Consider the following 12,485-nt stretch of genomic DNA (forward strand, 5'->3'; position numbering starts at 1 on the left):
GAGAACGCCGACGCCGGTCCCGGTTGTGGCGTTCCGTCGGGTGTCGACCGCAGCGGCGGGGTTTTCATCCGAACGGCAACCGGGCAGTCTCTGTGACATCGCAACTACGGGGACGGAGATCGACATGCGTGCACAGGTCGGTGACCGACTTCACGTCTACGGACGGCACGTCGGCAGCCCCGAGAAGGTGGGACGGATCGTCGAGGTCCGCGGAGATGACGGGAGCCCACCCTACGTCGTCCGTTTCGAGGACGGGCACGAGGCTCTAGTGTTTCCCGGACCGGATGCGGTCGTAGAACGTCCCTCGGAGCAGCAGAAAGGCTGATATGCGTAGTGAGGTCGTGGATGTCCGAACCGGCTCGAGCCCAACGGTCCACGACCTGACTGACGTGTGTGAGCGGTTCGTCGCCGAGTCCGCGGGCGGTGGCGACGGGCTGCTCCATGTCTTCGTCCCGCACGCGACCGCCGGCGTGGCGCTGATCGAGACCGGTTCGGGCAGTGACGACGACCTGCTGGCCCTCCTCGAGACGCTCCTGCCCGGCGGCTTCGGCTGGCGGCACCGGCACGGCTCGCCGGGACACGGTCGAGACCACGTGCTTCCGGCGTTCGTCGCGCCGTATGCGACCCTTCCAGTAATCAGTGGTCGACTGGAGCTCGGCACCTGGCAGCGTGTCTGCCTGGTCGACACGAATCAAGACAATCTGCAGCGAAAGGTCCGGTTGTCGCTCCTCCAGGGCTGAGACTGTCCCTGTGGGCGTCATGCATGATTCAGGTGCGACGTGTGCGCGACACTCCGTGGACACTTGCGTACGACGCGCCGGCACGCTGAACTACCGGCCAGCATCTAATTCGGAGAACAGGAGGGCGACGTCGTGAGTGCGACCGCAGGCGAGGCCGAGGGCCAGTCTGGGCCAGCAGAGCGGCTGGGTCTACAGCCCGGCATGGTGGTTCAGGAGCTCGGTTGGGACGACGACTGTGACGAGGACCTGCGCCGAGCGATCGAAGAGCACACCGGAAACGATCTCGTGGACGAGGAGTACGACGAGGTCGTCGACGCGGTGATCCTCTGGTGGCGGGAGGACGACGGCGACCTGGTGGACGCGCTCGTCGACACCAAGCCGGACCTCACCGACGGAGGCGTGATCTGGTTGTTGACGCCGAAGGTCGGCCGGGAGGGCTACGTCGAGGCGAGCGACATCGCCGAGTCGGCCCCCACCGCCGGCTTGTCGACGACGACGAGCCTGGCCGTGGCGCCGGACTGGCTGGGCACCCGGCTCGTCACGCCGAAGTCCCGTCAACGCTGAGCGCTGGCTGCGGGGCGTGCCGGCCGAGGGGGCGGCCGGCAACCGTTTCACCCGCGTGAGCGCCGAGTCGGAGGAGGTGTGTGCCGTGCCGGTCGAGACCGGATCGGTGGAGGTCGGGGCCGCGGCGCCGGACTTCACGCTCGCGGACCAGCACGGCGCACGGTGGCGCCTGGGCCAGCACCTACCGACGCAGACGGTGGTCGTGGTGTTCTACCCGTTCGCCTTCACCGGCGTCTGCACCGGCGAGTTGCGCGCGATCCAGGAGGCACTGCCGCGGTTCCAGGCCGAGGAGGCGACCGTGGTCGCGGTCTCCTGCGACTCGATGTTCTCCCTCCGCGTCTTCGCCGAGCGTGAGGGGCTCACCTTCCCCCTGCTGTCCGACTTCTGGCCGCACGGGGCGGTGGCCCGCGACTACGGCGTGCTCGACGAGGAGCGCGGTTGCGCGCTTCGGGGCACCTTCGTGGTCGACCGGGGCGGCGTCGTGCGGTGGAAGGTGGTCAACGCCATCCCGGACGCCCGGGAGCTCGACGACTGCCTCAAAGCGGTGGAGCAGCTGTCGGCCTGATCGACCCACCAGGTAATCTGTCGCCTCGACACGGGGCCGTAGCTCAGTGGTAGAGCATCGCGTTTACACCGCGAGTGTCGGCGGTTCGATACCGTCCGGCCCCACCAGCACCAACACCCGCAACACGGCAGGCGGTGCGAGCCAGATCCGGCTCGCACCGCCTGAGTGTTTTCTGCGGCCCTCGAACTACTGGAGGGCCGGGAGCGCCTGCGGCGCGACCGTCGTCCCGGTCGCGCAGGCCCGGTAGAACGCCTCGCACGCCGCGAGGTTCTCCCACGCGTCGTCGACCGTGGCGAGCGGCTCACCCTCCCGCCGGACGGTGGTGAGCAGGTCGTTGATCGTCGTCGGGTGGGCGACCGGCGCGGGCAGCTGGATCCAGCCGCCGTAGACCGGGTCGGTGACCGAGAGCCGCCCGCTGAGGGTGTCGTGGCTGATCGCGCCCTCGGTGCCGACCAGCGTGGTCGACTGCCGGGATCCGCCGGGAGCCGCGCACCAGGTGTCCTCGATCGCCGCGACGAGTCCGGTGTCGAACTCCATCGTGGCGTGGCCGAAGTCCTCCATCGCGAGATGGGTGTGCCGGAGGTTTCCGAGCGCACCGCCGACCTTGGTGACCCGTCCGCCGGTCAGCCACCGCAGCACGTCGATGTGGTAGATGCTGTGGTCGATCCAGCCGCCACCCGGAGCGCGCTCGGGGTCGATCCACCAGCCGGGGTCGGAGTCACCGGGCCAGCCCTTGGGGAGCCCGCCCCACATCTGGAAGCTCGCCGTCAGGAGCTTTCCGAACCGTCCCTCCTGCTGCCACCGCCGCAGCTGCAGCCCGAGCGCGCCGGCCCGATGACGCGACTCGGCGGGAACGAACACGACACCAGCCCGGTGCACGGCCTCGCGGATCTCGGTGGCCTCGGCGAGCGTGTTGGCCAGGGGCTTCACGGAAAGGATGTGCTTGCCGTTTTCGGCCGCGGCGACGCACACCGCGGGGTTCTTGTCGGTGCTGCCGAACGACGCGATGACGTCGACCCGCGGGTCCTGGAGAAGTTCCCTCTCCGACGTGGGCGTGGCGTCAAGGCCAGCTTTCGCCCTGACCTCGGCGGCGCGGTCGGGGTCGGCGTCGGCGATCGCGACGAGTTCGACCTCGGGATGGGCCGCGAAGGCCTGCGCCAGTGGAAGCGCGGTGTACCAGTGGTCGAGGCCGATCATCGCGATGCGCAAGGGCGTGGAGATCATGTCCGTGGACGCTAACAACGAGCCGCTCGGCGTGACAAGAGTCGCCCACGTGTCCTGGTCACGGTCGATCCGCCCTCGCCTCCCGCCTGTCGAGCGGTGCGCCTTTCTGGCAGGCTCGCGTTGCCAGGATCGGCGCGGACTCGACCGGACGGGCTCGTCGGCGCTGGAATACCTGGGCGGAGAACCACGGAGACGCGACGAGTGCGGAGGTCGGCATGGCGCAGGCGAACGACGGAACCACGCATCACGAACCGCTCAGGATCGGAGTCCTGGGTGCGGGGATGATCGCCAGCACGAGGGTCGGCGTACTCCCCAACCTCCCGGCGATCGCCGACAAGGTGACGGTCGTGGCGATCGCCGACACCGTCGCGGAACGCGCGAAGGAGGTGGCCAAGGAGTTCGCCATCCCCGAGACGTACGCGTCGCTCGACGCGATGCTGGAGCAGTCCGACATCGACGCCGTGGTCAACCTGACGCCGATCGCCTTCCACGGTGAGACGTCGCTGAAGATCCTGCGTGCGGGCAAGCACCTCGCCACCGAGAAGCCGCTCGGCAGCACGATGGAGGACGCGGACGCCATCATCGAGACGGCAGCCGCCTCCGGACTTACCGTGGTGTGCGCACCGCCCGACGCGTTGTTCCCGACCTATCAGGAGGCGCGCCGGCTGCTCGACCAGGACGCCATCGGGAAGGTGGCGTTCGCGCGGGTACGCAGCTCGCACGCCGGACCCGGCGGCGGACCCTTCGGCTGGCCGACCGACCCGAGCTGGTTCTACCAGCTGGGCTCCGGCCCGCTGCTCGACATGGGCGTCTACGGCATCCACGAGATCACCGCGCTGCTCGGGCCGGCCGAGCGGGTGGTGGCGTTCTCGGGCATCACCGAGCCGACCCGGGTCGTGCGCGGAGGTCCGTTCGAGGGCACGGTCATGGACGTCACCGCCGACGACAACACGCTCTTCATGCTCGACTTCGGTGGAGCGACGTTCGCGGTCGTCGACGGCACGTTCAACGTCCATGCGGCGAAGAGCCCCAAGATCGAGATCTTCGGTCGACGCGGCGCCCTCAACATCAAGGACGGTGGCGGCGGAGACTCGCCGATCGAGCTCTACCGCGCGGACGCCGCACCGGGCCTGGACGGCTGGGTGGACCCCCGCGGTTGGCGCCACCTCCAGGCCGGGCAGCGGCGGCTGGACACGCTGCACCGGGCGGTCGTGGTCGACCACCTCGTCGACTGCGTACGCACGGGCGCGCGGCCGGTCCTGAGCGCGGAGCACGCACGGCACGCGCTGGAGATCATGCTGAAGGTCGTCGAGTCGTCGCGGACCGGCCAGGCGCTGGATCTGGCCACGACGTTCTGACCCGACGTCCTCCGCCGGACGTTCCCAGCGGAGTGTGTCGGGTCCGACCCTTCCGGCCGGGGCGCGGTGGAGGCCATGCCCCGGCCGGAAAGCCTTCTACCGGTGGTCGGCGCAGCCGTCCTTGCGCGGCCGGGCGAGGATGCTCTGCCGGACTCGCGTGCCTCTCCGCGCGGACTGGCGCAGCCGGCCGACGGTGAAGAGGTAGACGACGCCGGACAGCAACGCGATCATGGGCGGCCGGACCGTCGACTGCGGGAGCCGGTGCCGCCCCGCCGGGTGGGTCAGGCGGTCGTCACGCCGGCCGGGACGATGCGGATGGGTCAGTCGCTCGCTCTCGGTCGCGCCGGCCCGGACGTCCGTTACCTCGCCGAGTGCCCCGGCGTGCCTCGAAGTGTCGTCGACGCGCACCCTGTCGTCGGCAGGCTCCCTGTCGTCGCCGGGCTCGGTGTCGTCGCTGGGCTCGGTGTCGTCGGCGGGCTCGGTGTCGTCTGGGGACGACGGGGAGACCGGCTCGTTCGACGTCGTGTCAGGCGAGGGGGCACCGGTCTCGTCGACGGTGGTGTCCGGGTCGAGCGGGCTCGCGTCGAGCGGTGTCCGTTCGGCCGTGGTCGGCGCCTCGTCGAGGGCGGCCGGGCTGGTCGTGGACCGTGCTCCGGGCGTGGCCGCGGCCGTGCTGGCGCGGCGCCGGCGCGTCGTGGTCGTGTCGGTGCGCCGCCGGCGGGAGGTCGCGGTCTGGTTCGTGGCGGTCTGGTTCGTCGGCATCATGCGGCTCCGATGACGTCGATCTGTTGGCCCGTCCGTCTCGGCTGTTGCCGCGGACGGCTGTTCCCGGTCGGCCGCACGGTGTCGTCGCGTAACGGGCTCTTCCGGGGCGCGGGGACGGCGCGGACGGCGACCTCCGGGTGGGAGGTGCCGAGGTAGGCGCGGTGAGGCCGAAAGACGACGGGTGGCAGGGACGTCATGTGCCGGGCTCCTGGGTCGATGACAGTGCGGATCACCGGGGACCAGGGCAATACCGACGGAGTGTGGCACAAATATTACATGCGGTGATTATCGACGAGGTGGAGACCTTCACGACCCCCGCTGGTGAAGTGCGCGTTTGTCCGATGTCGGGAGTCCGTGGGTCAGGTCGCCGCCGGACGCGCCTCCCCGGACCGTGCCCGAGGACGGGGCTCGGCGTCTATCGCCGAGCCCCGTCCTCGCGAGTTTCAGGCCTCGAGTTCGCGCAGGGTGGCGCCGACTGCGGTCACCAGGTCGGCGTCGTCGGCGAGTGCCGGGTCCAGCAGGGCGAGAACCTGGTGTACGGCCGTCGGCACGGACCCCGCGGCGAGGTCGGTGAGCTCCGCGGCCCGTGGGTCGCGGACGTCACTGCCCTTCCGCAGGTGCGCGAGCCAGCCGGCGAGGGCGCGGACGCCGCCCTCGGGAAGTACGCCGTTGGCGCGCTCCCGCGTGAGCACCGGCAGGATGCGGATGGGCAGCTTCTGCGAGCCGTCCATCGCGATCTGCGCGAGCGCGTGCCGGATCCGGGGGTTGGCGAACCGCTCGACCAGATCCGCCCGGTACTTCGCGATGTCGTCAGCCGTGAGCGGCAGGTGGCGGGCGGCCTCGTCCCACCACGCGTCCACCCAGCCGCGGCAGATCGGATCCTCGATCGCCTCCGCCACGGTGGTGTGGCCCCGGGTGGGTCCGGCGTAGGCGAGCAGTGAGTGCGCGCCGTTGAGCAACCACAACTTGCGCTGCTCGAACGGCTTGACGTCGTCGACGAACCGCGCCCCGCCGCGCTCCCACTCCGGTCGCCCGGCCGGGAACTCACCCGCGAGCACCCACTCGGTGAACGGCTCGGTCACCACGGGCGCCTGGTCGGCGAAGCCGGTCAGGGTGGCGACGACCTGGCGGTCGTCCGGTGTCGTCGCCGGCGTGATCCGGTCGATCGTGGTGGAGACGAAGGAGACGTTGTGCTCCACCCAGTCGGCGAAGCCCTCGTCGACCGCCGCGGCGAGCCCGACGACCACCTTGGCGAGCGTCGGCCCGTTGTCGACGAGGTTGTCGCACGGGACCACGGCCAGCGGGCCCCCCTCCGCGGCGCGCCGGGCGAGCAGCCCACTGACCAGCCGCGCGGGCGCGGTGGCGACGTCGGCGTTGCCGGCCCGGAGCCGGACGAGGTCGTCGGCCAGGGCCGGGTCGTCGAGGTCGGGCCCGCCGTCCGCGCCGCGACGGTAGCCCGCCTCGGTCACGGTGAGGGTGACCGAGCCGACCTCCGGTGCCGCGAAGGTGGCGTGCCGGCGAGCGGTGTCGGCACCGTCGTACGCCCCGGACAGGCTCGTCACGAGTTCGGTCTGGTCGCCCTCGCGGTCGCGGACCAGGACGTGGTAGAGCCCGTCCTGGTCGCTGATCGGACGGGCCGCGTCGGGACGCCGGCCGGTGAACGCCGCGATGCCGGCTGGCTCCGCGCCACCCTCGGCGTTCGCCCGGTGGGTGTACCACGCCTGGTGTGCCCGGAAGAAGGCGCCCAACCCGAGGTGGACGACGCGGACCGGGGCGGGTTCGGGGGCTCCCGCGTTCGCCCTGCTCAGCGGCTTCATGCGACGCGGAAGGTCGAGGCCGGCAGCCGGTAGGCGAGGTCGGCGGCGGTCTCCGCCGCCTCGTCCTCGGGCAACCGGTGTTCGGCGACCAGCCGGGCGAGGAACCCGCAGTCGAGCCGGCGCGCCATGTCGTGGCGGACCGGGATCGAGCAGTAGGCGCGGGTGTCGTCGACGAAGCCCGCCGTCTTGTGGAAGCCCACCGTGTCGGTGACCGCCGCGCGGAACCTGCCGATCGCGTCGGGTGTGTCGATGAACCACCAGGGCGCGCCGACGAACACCGACGGGTAGAAGCCGGCGAGCGGGGCGATCTCGCGGGAGAACACGTCCTCGTCGACGGTGAAGAGCACCATCCGGAAGTTCGGATGGGTGCCGTAGCGCTGCAGGAGGGGCCGCAGTGCGCGGGTGTACTCCGTGACGACCGGGATGTCGCAACCGACGTCGCGGCCGAACGCCTCGAACGTCGCGGTGTGGTGGTCGCGCAGGACGCCCGGGTGGAGTTGCATGACGAGGCCGTCCTCGGAGGCCATCCGGGCCATCTCGGTCAGCATGTGGCGCCGGAACGCCGTCGTCTCCTCGAGGGTCGCGGCGCCCTTCAGCGCCGCGGCGAAGATCCGGTCCGCCTCGGCGGACTCCAGGGGTTCGCTGCCGGCGTCGGCGTGCCCGTGGTCGGTCGCGGTGCCGCCGTGCTGCTTGAAGTACGCACGGCGCTGCTCCAGGGCGGCGACGTAGCCGGCGTAGGTGGTGGTGTCCTCGCCGGTGACCTCACCCAGTCGGGCGACCCTGCTCGCCCAGTCCTCCCGCGCGGGTTCGAGGTAGGCGTCCGGCCGGAACGTGGGGACGACCCGCCCCTTCCACGAAGCGTCCTCGGCGAGCCGCTGGTGCGCACCGAGGTCGTCGCACGGGTCGTCGGTGGTCGCCATGACCTCCAGACCGAACCGCTCGTACAGTGCCCTCGGCCGGAACTCCGGTGTCGCGAGCCGCTCGGTGAGCTGGTCGAAGATCGCGTCCGCCGTCTCGGCGGAGGGGCGCAGGTGGATGCCGAAGACCTCGACGAGCTCCGCCTCCAGCCAGTAGCGCGACGGCGTACCGCGGAACGCCCACCAGTGCGAGCAGAACGTACGCCAGATCTCCCGCGGTGCCACGTCGCTTCGGGGCGCTCCCGGCGGCACGCCGAGCTGGTCCAGTCCCACGCCGTGGGCGTGCAGCAGCCGGGTGACGTAGTGGTCCGGTACGACGAGAAGGTTCGCGGGATCGCCGAACGGCTCGTCGTCGGCCAGAATCGCCGGGTCGACGTGCCCGTGCGGGGAGATGATCGGCAGTCCGGCCACCTCGTCGTAGAGCCGCCGGGCGATGGAGCGCACCGTCGGGTCGGTCGGGAACAAGCGGTCGGGGTGGAGCTCGATGTCGCTCATCCGATCCCTTCTCCTGGGTCTGGGTTCTGCGCGGCGCCGTTCGGCGCGTCGCTGTCGTGGGTTCCGCCGCGAGGGCGGTCGATGCTGGCTAGGTCGTCGCGACCCGTCGTGGGCAGGTCACGAAGGTCCGGCCGGTCGACGAAGAGGACCAGGACGTCGTCGGGGTCGCGGACCGCGCACCACCCTCCGATGCCGTCGCCGGCGGCCTTCGGGTGTCCCGGCTCGATCTGGACGCCCGCCGCGCGCAGCCGCTCGCTGGTCTCCTCGACGTCGTCGACGCGCAGGCCGATGTGCCGGATCCGGGGCAGGCCCGGGTCCGGGGTGGCCGGGTGGTGCAGCTCCAGCGTGTCGATGCCGAAGTGGAAGTAGGAGCGGGTCACCTCCTCGTCGTAGTCCGCGAGGGTGGTGAGCGGGCTCATCCCGAGTTGGCCACCGTAGAAGGCCTCGGAGGCGGCGAGGTCATCGGAGGCGACCGAGAGGTGGTCGAGTGAGCGCACGAGGCCGTCGCTGATCGCCGGTACGCGGAACTCCTCCTCGCGCTGGAGCAGCTCGACCCGCACGCCGCTCGGGTCGGAGAGGAACGCCAGCCGACCGCGGCCGGTTCCGGCCACCTTGGGCGTCACGGAGAACGCGAAGCCGGCGCCGGCCAGGCGTTCGTGTTCGGCGTCCAGGTCGTCGGTCATGAACGCCACGTGGTCCAGACCGAACGTCGATCCGGCCGGTGGGTCGGCGGGGCGGAGCAGCTCGATCATGCCGCCCGCGATCTGGATGTAGACGCAGTCGGTGCGCGAGGCCGGAATGAAGGCCTCGCTCACCACCTTCGCACCGAGCAGCCCGCTGTAGAACGCGAGACTCGCGTCGAGGTCACGGATGCGCACACCCGCGTGGTTGAGCTCGTAGAGCATGGCGGCCGCGTCTCAGAGCGCGCGCATGTAGGTGGCGTACTGCGGGATCGCGACCTCGGGCTCCTCGATCTCGGGGTGCCAGGCCTTCTCCCACTCAAAGCTCAGGTAGCCGTCGTACCCCTCGCGCTGGAGCAGCGACACGAACTCCCGGATCGGCATCGTCCCCTCGCCGGTCAACCGGAAGTCGAAGGAGGTGGGCGAGTAGGCGGCGGAGTCCTTGAGGTGGACGTGCTTGATCCGGTCGCCGAGGGCGTTCCAGGTGTCCTCGAGGGCCTCGCCGTTGCGGTAGGAGTGCAGGACGTCCCACAGGATGGCGAGGTCGTCGTTCGGCGCGTACGCCAGGAGTTCGGCGACCTGGACGGAGGTGCAGAAGCTGTCGTGGGTCTCGAGGACCGCGGTCACGCCCTCGCTCCTGGTCGCGGCGGCCGCCTCGGCGAGTCCTTCGGCGATCCGCCTGGTGGTCGCCTCGCGCTCGGGGCCGGAGTCGGGGACGGTACCGCCGAAGACGCGGATGTAGCGGGATCCGAGCTCGGCCGCGAGCCGGGCGTAGGTGCGGGCGGACTCGAGCTGCTGCGCCCGCTCCTCCGGGTCGGGGGAGGTGAACCGGACGCTCGTGTCGAGGCAGGCCACCTCGATGCCGGCCTGCTCGAGCTTCGCCCGGGTCTGCTTGATCCCGGTGGGGGAGAACTCCTCGAGGTCGTGCAGGCCGACCTCGCCGCGCAGGAACCGCAGCTCGACGCCGTCGTAGCCGCTGTCGGTGGCGGTGGAGATCACCTGGTCGAGGGTGTACTTGGGGCAGCCGAGCGTGCTGAAGCTGAGTTTCATCACGAAGACCTCCGCGTGGGTTCCGGCGGACTCGATGGTCCGGCGGACGAGGGCTGAGCTGTGGACGGGTACTGCGGTGCGGTCGGGGTGGACTGTCTGCGGTCAGTGCGCGGCGCTGACCGGCCCCGCCCGGTCCTGCGCTGATCGGTCGGGTCCGGTCGTGGGGGCGACGGCGGTGCTGTCGCGGATGGTGAGTCTGGTCGGCAGGACGACGTCCTGCCGCGGCGGCGCCCCGGGTTCGTCGCCGTCGAACAGGCTGAGCAGCAGGTCGACCGCGGACCTGCCGGCCGACTCGATCGGCGCCGTCAGGGTGGTGAGCGGCGGGTGGCAGAAGTCGGCGCCGAAGATGTCGTCGCAGCCGACCACGCTGACCTGGCCGGGTACGTCGACGCCGCGGGCGCGCAGCCGGCGCAGCACGCCGATGGCCAGCAGGTCGTTGAAGGTCACCACGGCGGTCACGTCGTTCAGCACGACCGCGTCCGCCGCGGCCACGCCGGCCTCCACGGTCGGCGCCAGCGGTCCGATCCGAACGACACTGAGGTCGCGCTGCCGGGCGACGGCCTGCAGGGTCCGCCACCGGCGGGCGTCCGACCACGAGGCGCGTGGGCCGGCGAGGTAGGCGATCCGCCGGTGACCGAGGGACGCCAGGTGTTCGGCGGCCTGCCTGGTCCCGGTCGCGCTGTCGATGAGAACACCAGGCACCGGTCGCACCCGCCGGTTGACCACCACCAGCCGCGTCTTGGCGTACACCTCCCGCAGCCGCGCGTCGGAGAGGCGGGACGACGCCAGCACGAAACCGTCGACGGCGCCGGTGAGCCGGTCGACCACCGTCGTCTCCTGCTGGCTGGTCTCCTCGGTGTCGGCGAGGACCAGCGTGTAGCCGGCGGTGGCCGCGGCGCGTTCGGCGCCCCGGATCAGGTCCAGGAAGAACGGGTTGGTGATGTCGGGGACGAGCAGGCCGAGCGTCCGGGTCCGGCCGGAGGGCAGGGCCCGCGCGATCGGGTTGGGGTGGTAGCCCATCTGAGCGGCGATGGACAGGATCCGCTGCCTGGTCGCGGGGTTGACGCGCTCGGGCCGGGAGAAGGCTCGCGACACCGTGGACGCGGCGACGCCGCAGCGCGCCGCGACGTCGTGGATCGTCGGCGTTCGACCTGGATCGGGAGAGTCGCCGGCCGGCTCGGCTCGCTGTGCTCGGTCACGGTCGCGGGTCGGCACGGTCTCCCTCCTCCGCGTCGCGGCCGCCATGCGTCGTCATGTCGCCCGTCCTGCGTTGCTCGGTGTGCTGGAGTCGCCACGCCGCGACGCAGCCGTTGTCGGACGGCTCAGTGTCACCCCTCTTGACAAACTTTGGCAACCGGTTGCCATAGTTGCCACAACCGGTCGTGTGTCCGTCGCCGCGTGGGCGCACCGATCCGACCGGCAGACGACAAACAAGGAGCGCGACGCCAGGATGTGGACCCTCTCCGGATTCGCCGACGAGATCGATCCCGACCCTCACACGCAGTTCCAGACCCTGAACGAACTCGGCATCCGCTACGTCGAGTTCCGCAGCGCCTGGGGAACCAACGTCCTCGACCTGAGTGACGTGCAGATCGCCGAACTGAAGCGCCTTCTCGCGCAGTACGGCATCGGCGTGTCCGCGATCGGCTCGCCTATCGGCAAGGTGGGTGTCCACGACGACTTCGACGAGCACCTCGCGCGTTTCGACCGGGCCCTGTGGGTCGCCCGCGAGCTGGAGTCGCCCTACATCCGGATCTTCTCCTTCTGGATTCCCGACGGCGACGACCCGGCCAAGCACCGCGACGAGGTGCTGCGCCGGCTGTCCGCCCTCGCGGCCCGCGTCGGTGACCAGGACGTCGTTCTCGCCCACGAGAACGAGCGCAAGATCTACGGCGATGTGCCCTCGCGCTGCCTCGACATCGTGGAGTCCGTCGGCTCGGAGAAGCTGCGGCTGGTCTGGGACCCGGCCAACTTCGTCCTGTGCGACGTTGCGCCGTTCACCGACGGGTTCGCGAGCCTGCGTCCCTACATCGACTACCTCCAGATCAAGGACGCGCGCCGCGCGGAGGGTCAGGTCGTTCCGGCGGGCGAGGGCGACGGTGAGATCCCGGAGACGATCCGCGCGCTGCGGGACGACGGTTTCGACAGCTTCTTCTCGATGGAGCCGCACCTCGCCTACATGGGGGAGTCCGGTGGCTTCTCCGGCGTCGACCTGTTCGGCAAGGCGACCCGTGCCTTCACCGGCCTACTCGACGCCGAGGGCATCGCCTACCACTGAGCGTTCCCGGTCCGGACCACCCGGGCCGCGTT

At 70.9% G+C, this 12,485-nt stretch carries 14 protein-coding genes and 1 tRNA gene; 7 read left to right on the forward strand and 8 right to left on the reverse strand.

Features of this window, described 5'->3' with window-relative positions; translation table 11 throughout:
* Nucleotides 1–124 precede the first annotated feature (124 nt).
* The 5 genes from HEB94_RS30595 (at nucleotide 125) to HEB94_RS30615 (ending at nucleotide 1,976) form a co-directional block, all read left to right on the forward strand.
* On the forward strand, nucleotides 125–325 hold the full coding sequence (locus HEB94_RS30595; RefSeq protein ID WP_192753092.1) for a DUF1918 domain-containing protein: 201 nt from the start codon (nucleotides 125–127) through the stop codon (nucleotides 323–325).
* Between the two features lie 16 nt (nucleotides 326–341).
* Entirely contained in the window at nucleotides 342–740 is a 399-nt protein-coding gene (locus HEB94_RS30600; RefSeq protein WP_337918057.1) for a YjbQ family protein, read from the forward strand.
* Nucleotides 741–872: 132 nt separating this feature from the next.
* The gene (locus HEB94_RS30605) at nucleotides 873–1,304 is read left to right on the forward strand and encodes a DUF3052 family protein (protein ID WP_192753094.1); all 432 of its coding nucleotides are present in this window, start codon (nucleotides 873–875) and stop codon (nucleotides 1,302–1,304) included.
* Between the two features lie 16 nt (nucleotides 1,305–1,320).
* Nucleotides 1,321–1,869, forward strand: coding sequence for a peroxiredoxin (locus tag HEB94_RS30610; RefSeq protein WP_337918058.1), 549 nt, complete (start codon nucleotides 1,321–1,323; stop codon nucleotides 1,867–1,869).
* Between the two features lie 32 nt (nucleotides 1,870–1,901).
* Nucleotides 1,902–1,976 (forward strand) — tRNA-Val (locus tag HEB94_RS30615).
* A gap of 79 nt (nucleotides 1,977–2,055) precedes the next feature.
* Here HEB94_RS30615 and HEB94_RS30620 read toward each other — a convergent pair.
* The gene (locus tag HEB94_RS30620; protein ID WP_202896645.1) at nucleotides 2,056–3,093 is read right to left on the reverse strand and encodes a Gfo/Idh/MocA family protein; all 1,038 of its coding nucleotides are present in this window, start codon (nucleotides 3,091–3,093) and stop codon (nucleotides 2,056–2,058) included.
* 215 nt (nucleotides 3,094–3,308) lie between these two features.
* Between HEB94_RS30620 and HEB94_RS30625 the strand changes: the two genes are divergently transcribed.
* Nucleotides 3,309–4,451 carry a Gfo/Idh/MocA family protein gene (locus HEB94_RS30625; protein WP_192753095.1) on the forward strand — a complete coding sequence of 381 codons (1,143 nt, stop codon included), beginning with the start codon at nucleotides 3,309–3,311 and terminating at the stop codon, nucleotides 4,449–4,451.
* Between the two features lie 96 nt (nucleotides 4,452–4,547).
* Here HEB94_RS30625 and HEB94_RS30630 read toward each other — a convergent pair whose 3' ends face one another.
* From HEB94_RS30630 to HEB94_RS30660, 7 genes are all read right to left on the reverse strand, one after another.
* Nucleotides 4,548–5,213, reverse strand: a complete 666-nt coding sequence (locus HEB94_RS30630) for a hypothetical protein (RefSeq protein WP_192753096.1) — start codon at nucleotides 5,211–5,213, stop codon at nucleotides 4,548–4,550.
* A complete protein-coding gene (locus tag HEB94_RS30635; protein ID WP_192753097.1) occupies nucleotides 5,213–5,413 on the reverse strand; it encodes a hypothetical protein in 201 nt (66 codons plus the stop codon). Before HEB94_RS30635 ends, HEB94_RS30630 begins: the two co-directional genes overlap by 1 nt.
* Nucleotides 5,414–5,659: 246 nt before the next feature.
* Nucleotides 5,660–7,033 (reverse strand): mannitol dehydrogenase family protein, encoded by a 1,374-nt coding sequence (locus HEB94_RS30640; protein WP_192753098.1) that lies wholly within the window; start codon nucleotides 7,031–7,033, stop codon nucleotides 5,660–5,662.
* Nucleotides 7,030–8,445 (reverse strand): glucuronate isomerase, encoded by a 1,416-nt coding sequence (gene uxaC, locus HEB94_RS30645; protein ID WP_192753099.1) that lies wholly within the window; start codon nucleotides 8,443–8,445, stop codon nucleotides 7,030–7,032. The genes HEB94_RS30640 and uxaC overlap by 4 nt, the downstream gene beginning before the upstream one ends.
* Nucleotides 8,442–9,350 carry a VOC family protein gene (locus tag HEB94_RS30650; protein WP_192753100.1) on the reverse strand — a complete coding sequence of 303 codons (909 nt, stop codon included), beginning with the start codon at nucleotides 9,348–9,350 and terminating at the stop codon, nucleotides 8,442–8,444. Before HEB94_RS30650 ends, uxaC begins: the two co-directional genes overlap by 4 nt.
* 12 nt (nucleotides 9,351–9,362) lie before the next feature.
* Nucleotides 9,363–10,175, reverse strand: coding sequence for a sugar phosphate isomerase/epimerase family protein (locus tag HEB94_RS30655; protein WP_192753101.1), 813 nt, complete (start codon nucleotides 10,173–10,175; stop codon nucleotides 9,363–9,365).
* A 102-nt stretch (nucleotides 10,176–10,277) separates the two neighbouring features.
* Nucleotides 10,278–11,390 (reverse strand): LacI family DNA-binding transcriptional regulator, encoded by a 1,113-nt coding sequence (locus HEB94_RS30660; RefSeq protein ID WP_337918059.1) that lies wholly within the window; start codon nucleotides 11,388–11,390, stop codon nucleotides 10,278–10,280.
* 235 nt (nucleotides 11,391–11,625) lie between these two features.
* Here HEB94_RS30660 and HEB94_RS30665 point away from each other — a divergent pair, with 235 nt between their 5' ends.
* Nucleotides 11,626–12,453 (forward strand): sugar phosphate isomerase/epimerase family protein, encoded by an 828-nt coding sequence (locus HEB94_RS30665; protein WP_192753103.1) that lies wholly within the window; start codon nucleotides 11,626–11,628, stop codon nucleotides 12,451–12,453.
* Nucleotides 12,454–12,485 lie beyond the last annotated feature (32 nt).

Source organism: Actinopolymorpha pittospori (genome assembly GCF_014873875.1).
Classification (GTDB): domain Bacteria; phylum Actinomycetota; class Actinomycetes; order Propionibacteriales; family Actinopolymorphaceae; genus Actinopolymorpha; species Actinopolymorpha pittospori.

Excerpts from the sequence above, each read along its gene's own strand:
- HEB94_RS30640 (WP_192753098.1), bottom strand. The coding sequence starts at position 7,033 with ATGAAGCCGCTGAGCAGGGCGAACGCGGGAGCCCCCGAACCCGCCCCG.
- HEB94_RS30635 (WP_192753097.1), bottom strand. The coding sequence starts at position 5,413 with ATGACGTCCCTGCCACCCGTCGTCTTTCGGCCTCACCGCGCCTACCTC.
- HEB94_RS30595 (WP_192753092.1), top strand. The coding sequence starts at position 125 with ATGCGTGCACAGGTCGGTGACCGACTTCACGTCTACGGACGGCACGTC.
- HEB94_RS30625 (WP_192753095.1), top strand. The coding sequence starts at position 3,309 with ATGGCGCAGGCGAACGACGGAACCACGCATCACGAACCGCTCAGGATC.
- HEB94_RS30665 (WP_192753103.1), top strand. The coding sequence starts at position 11,626 with ATGTGGACCCTCTCCGGATTCGCCGACGAGATCGATCCCGACCCTCAC.
- HEB94_RS30650 (WP_192753100.1), bottom strand. The coding sequence starts at position 9,350 with ATGCTCTACGAGCTCAACCACGCGGGTGTGCGCATCCGTGACCTCGAC.
- HEB94_RS30620 (WP_202896645.1), bottom strand. The coding sequence starts at position 3,093 with ATGATCTCCACGCCCTTGCGCATCGCGATGATCGGCCTCGACCACTGG.
- HEB94_RS30655 (WP_192753101.1), bottom strand. The coding sequence starts at position 10,175 with ATGAAACTCAGCTTCAGCACGCTCGGCTGCCCCAAGTACACCCTCGAC.
- HEB94_RS30630 (WP_192753096.1), bottom strand. The coding sequence starts at position 5,213 with ATGCCGACGAACCAGACCGCCACGAACCAGACCGCGACCTCCCGCCGG.
- uxaC (WP_192753099.1), bottom strand. The coding sequence starts at position 8,445 with ATGAGCGACATCGAGCTCCACCCCGACCGCTTGTTCCCGACCGACCCG.